This is a genomic window from Jatrophihabitans sp. (genome assembly GCF_046262535.1).
Taxonomy (GTDB): Bacteria; Actinomycetota; Actinomycetes; order Mycobacteriales; family Jatrophihabitantaceae; genus Jatrophihabitans.
Genome location: NZ_JBHEMO010000065.1, coordinates 1 through 4336, shown reverse-complemented (window position 1 = coordinate 4336; position 4336 = coordinate 1). Strand labels below are relative to the sequence as shown.

The window sequence follows — 4336 nt, the reverse complement described above, 5'->3', positions numbered from 1 at the left end:
CGCTTGACCCGTGCGCATCCCTCAGTGCGCGGCGGCGACCAGGTCGGGCAGCAGGTTCGCGGCGTTCGGGGTGCCGAGGCCGGTGACGGGGTCCCAGCCGGGCGAGTTCGAGTAGCCGGGCACGTCCGGCGCGAACGCCGCGTTGTTGCCCACCGTCACGTCGTAGTAGTCCGACGCGTAGGAGGCCGGGTTCGCGGCCACGGTGTACAGCGCCTGGTTGATGGGTCCGAGGCCGCCGCCGTTGATCTGGTCGGCGATCGCGATAAGCCCGGACCATTCGGGGCAGGACACCGACGTGCCGCCGATGTCGTACCAACCCGTGCTGCACGGCGCGGAGCCACAGAGCAGGCCGCTGTCGCCGTCCGGCGGCAGGCTGACGTACATCAGCGGGCCGGTGCGCGCGCTGGCCTGCAAGGCGACGTCCGGAACGCCGCGCGCCGATGGCGGGATCGGGGTGCTTCCCGCGGGAAGCGTGTCCTGGTACGACGGCCGGCTGAAGATGTGGCTGTAGCCGCCGCCGGCGTCGATCCAGCCGATCTCCGCCTGCCCGGGGTTGTTCTGGCAGTTCACCGGCGGATCGGCACTGTCGACGATGCGACCGGACGTGGCAGTCGGGTCGGTGCAGAGGTAGGTCCCGCCGATCCCGGTGACGAGCGGGTCGGAGGCCGGCCAGCCCACCGTCGGGTTCGGCAGCAGCGCGCCACCCTGGCCCACTGGCTGCTTCGACGTTCCGGCCGAACCGAAGTCGCCGGAGGAGGCGAGCACCGTCACGCCGGACTGGGCCGCGGAGATGTAGGCGTGACGCAACGTCAACAGAGACTGGGAGCTGCCGAAGGCGTCCTCGGCCGTGCCGAAGCTCTGCGAGATGACGTCGGCCATGTGGTGATCCACGACGTACTGCTCGGCGTTCATCATGGTGGGCAGGCCCTGGACCCCGAGCGTCTCGGCAGTCGGGGTGGTGACGAGCAGGATGTTCGCTCCGGGGGCCATCGCGTGCGCCGTCTCTACGTCCAGTGATGTCTCGAGCGCCCAGGCCGACTTCGCTTCCTGACCCGGTGACTTGGCCGTCGGCGGCGGGGCCTTCGTCGCCGGCGAGCCCTGGAAGCTGACGGTGCGGAACCACGGCATCCCGGCCGTGCACGTGACGTCCTGCTCGCCGCACAGCGGGGACAGGCCGAAGGCCTGGTCGTACACGTGCAGGTCGTGCGCCATGTTGTCGTTGCCGTAGCTGTCGACGATCGCGATCGTGATGCCGCTGCCGTCCAGGTGCTGGGCGTAAAGCGGGCCGACGTTGTACGCCGCGCGGATCGCCTGGGGCGTGAAGCAGCGGCGACCGACGGACTCGCACTGCGCCTCGGTCGGCGGCGTCTCGGACGCCGTGACCTGCGCGTATTCGGAGACGGACGGCTGCATGAGCACCGCCCGCACCTGCGCGCGTGCGCGCGTCAGGGCAACGGCCGACAAAGCAGCCAGCGCCAGCACAGCAAGGAGCAGTCCAGCGGATCGCCGGACACTGGAAATGGGCATGCGTCGACTCCCGATGACGAGCGGGCGCGCGAAGGCGCTGATGGGCGCAACGTAACAGCCGGTCCTGGCCGCAAAAAAGGGTCGCGACAGGCAACTCTCTGCAAAGCCGGAAGCTGACAGAGTCGCCGAGGGGTCGTACTCCAGGGGCAGGTCCGGTCGGGTGAGCAGTCAGCGCCTAGCTGAGGCACACGTCAGGTGGCGTCAGGTGGACCAGCGTGGGTTCGAAGTCGGATGTGCTCAGCTGAGCCACCAGGGTGTGACCGATCTGCGTGATTGCGTTGACGTTCTCGTGCTCGGCGCTGGACGGGCCCCGCCCTGCTGTGGCGCGGGCTTTGCCGGTAGCCGGGTCGAGGCAGGCGACCAGCCCGGTGCTGCCGAGCCATGCGGTGCGCGAGTAGACGGTGACTGTCGTTCCCCATCCGCCGGCGGCTTGGGAGCGCAGGCCGGTGGCGTGACGGAGATCGGTGAGCGGGTGGAAGGTGGCGGTGCGCTCCATGCCGCTGCCGGCTTCGATCCAAACCCCGGAGGGGGATGCCGCGATGGGTTGGAACCCACCATGAGTGACATCGCGGTAGATCGGCCGAGGATCCGGGCGGCCGGTGTCCGGATCGAGCACTCGCAGTCGCTCGGCTGGATAGGCGCCGCTGGACACGTACATGTGCTCGCCGCTGGGGTCCACGACAGCCCCGCTGGGTTCAGCGGGGAGGCGGAAGGTGTTGACCACTCGGCGCCGAGCGGTATCGACCACTTCGATCGTCCGGGTGTGGAGCAGGTAGAGCCGATGCCGCCCCGGGACGGCGCCGAGGATCATCGCTTGGACATCCGGATCGGACCCGGTGGTTACCGCCTCAGGCGAGGCGTTCGCGGCGAGAGTCTTCGGGTCGAGCAGCACCAGTTCCCACTTGGCAGCAGCTCGTTGCGCCACCCACAGCCCGCCGTCGGCCAGAACTCCCGGAATCGACACCGCCGCTGCGCCATGTTGAGCGAGGACGCGTCCGGTCACCGGGTCGACGCGACGCACATAGGTCATGGACGTCGCGCCGTTCGGAGCATTTCCGACGGTGTACAGACCACGTGCGCCGGCAGTCAGTATGCGGTCGCCGGCGGCCGCCCCACCGAAGGCCGTGGCCCGCCAGGGCCCGACGATCCGGCCGGCCGGAATGAGGTGGGGAAGCACCGGTTCGATCGTCTTGCCAGTCGTGGCTGTCCCAGCGGTCCGCGGACTCGGTCGTTGGCCGAGTGAACTGGAGGGACCACGCCCGCCGCGCACGTGCTCGGCGGGGCCGACGTCACCACCACTGCACGCGCTCAGCGCCACCAAGCATCCGATACAGCCCAATCGCACACTGATTCTCACCGCTCGCCACCGCCGCCCGCCAGAGAGGACCTCGTCTGACGTGGAAGACGTTCCAGCGGCGTGCGCCGTTGCGTCCGGCCGTGCAGCGGGAGCCGATGGCGCGAGACCGTCACCAACTCGAGCGCGACCGGTAAGGCGACCCCCGCCGGCTAGTCCTCGCGCAACAGGTGTTGGACGGCGCCGGTCGCGAGAGCGGGCCGGGTCGCACCCGCGAGCGAAGTGACCGACAGCGGCGTCGTCGGTGCCCACATCGCCTGGTCAAACGTGGTCGCTGTGTGCGGCTGCCCGACGGAGAACATCGTGACGGCCGACCCATTGGAGAACGACGTCGAAATGTAGTCACCGACCATCGCCCCTTGCGAGGTCTGAGCGATGTCGCTCAGGCTCATCGGTCCGGCCAGCTTGGTGGCCGCACCCCAATGGGCGCCGCCGTCCGGCGAGGAGATGTAGCCGACATCGAGCTGGCAGCCCGGATCGCACGCAGCCTGCGGATAGAAGTAGTAGGTCAGGGCGAGGTGCGCCCTGCTTCCGGTGGTCGCCGGGTCGACCGCGAGCCCAGGGATGAAGTGATCGGCGCTGCTGGTGGCGTCGTCGATCGGGATGCGAGCCGGCTTCGTCCAATCGGTGCCGTTGCTCGAGGTCGAGAACACTATGTCGTTCGCGGCGCACTTCGCGCGGAAGCGGCAGTCCTGCCAGGCGGTATAGACCCGGCCCGCCGCGTCGATCTCCACCGACGGGAGCGGGCTGGTGCGCAGGTCACCGTCCACCTGATGGGTGTGCACGCTGGACACCGATACGGCACCGTCCCAGGAGACTCCGCCGTCGGTCGACATGAAGGACTCGATCTTGTTGTTCAGACTCTCGAACGGAACGACGACGTTGCCGTTCGGCTGGACGACCGGCTGACCGCCCAGACCCTTGTCGTGGCCGGCGGTCGACGTCGCCGCGCCCCAGGTCACGCCGCCGTCGGTGGACGTGCTCATCAGTTCGAGGTTGCCGCCGGAGAAGCTGTCGAACTCGGTGTAGCAGTGCCCGTAGAACGGGCTCGCCAGGTGGTTGTCGCACACGGTCCAGTTCTTGTCCATGAAGCCACCCTTGGTCGTCGGCGGCGGGACGATCACGGGATCGGACCAGGTCAGTCCGTCGAACGCCGGCCTGAAGCGGCTCTGAGCTTCGCGGCGTCCGACCTCATTGGCGCGGGCGAGTTCGCCGCGGCGCACAGGTCAGTGCCAGCCGACGTAGCTAACCTGCACCGTCCACCTGCACCCCGACTGAGTCGAGATCTCGAAGTAGCCGTACTGCGCACCACCGTGCCCGTACCAAACCCCGGAGCCGCTGGTGCCGTCCGCGGTCGCCGGTTCGGCCCACAGGTCTTCGAAGCTGAAGCCGTCGGCGGGATTCCAGGTGACGGACAGGAAGTTCGCGACGTTGTCGGTGCACGAGAAGCTGTAG

3 protein-coding genes and 1 pseudogene are annotated in these 4336 nt (G+C 68.9%); all 4 read right to left on the bottom strand.

Going from position 1 to position 4336, the window contains the following annotated elements; all coding sequences use genetic code 11:
- Window positions 1-21: 21 nt before the first annotated feature.
- Window positions 22-1527 (bottom strand): S8 family serine peptidase, encoded by a 1506-nt coding sequence (locus tag ABR571_RS09545; RefSeq protein ID WP_409452958.1) that lies wholly within the window; start codon window positions 1525-1527, stop codon window positions 22-24.
- Between the two features lie 175 nt (window positions 1528-1702).
- Complete coding sequence (locus ABR571_RS09540; protein ID WP_409452957.1) at window positions 1703-2704, bottom strand: YncE family protein; 1002 nt, start codon at window positions 2702-2704, stop codon at window positions 1703-1705.
- Window positions 2705-3033: 329 nt separating this feature from the next.
- Complete coding sequence (locus tag ABR571_RS09535; protein ID WP_409452956.1) at window positions 3034-3969, bottom strand: sialidase family protein; 936 nt, start codon at window positions 3967-3969, stop codon at window positions 3034-3036.
- 138 nt (window positions 3970-4107) lie between these two features.
- A pseudogene (locus tag ABR571_RS09530) lies at window positions 4108-4336 on the bottom strand (hypothetical protein); the annotation flags it as partial.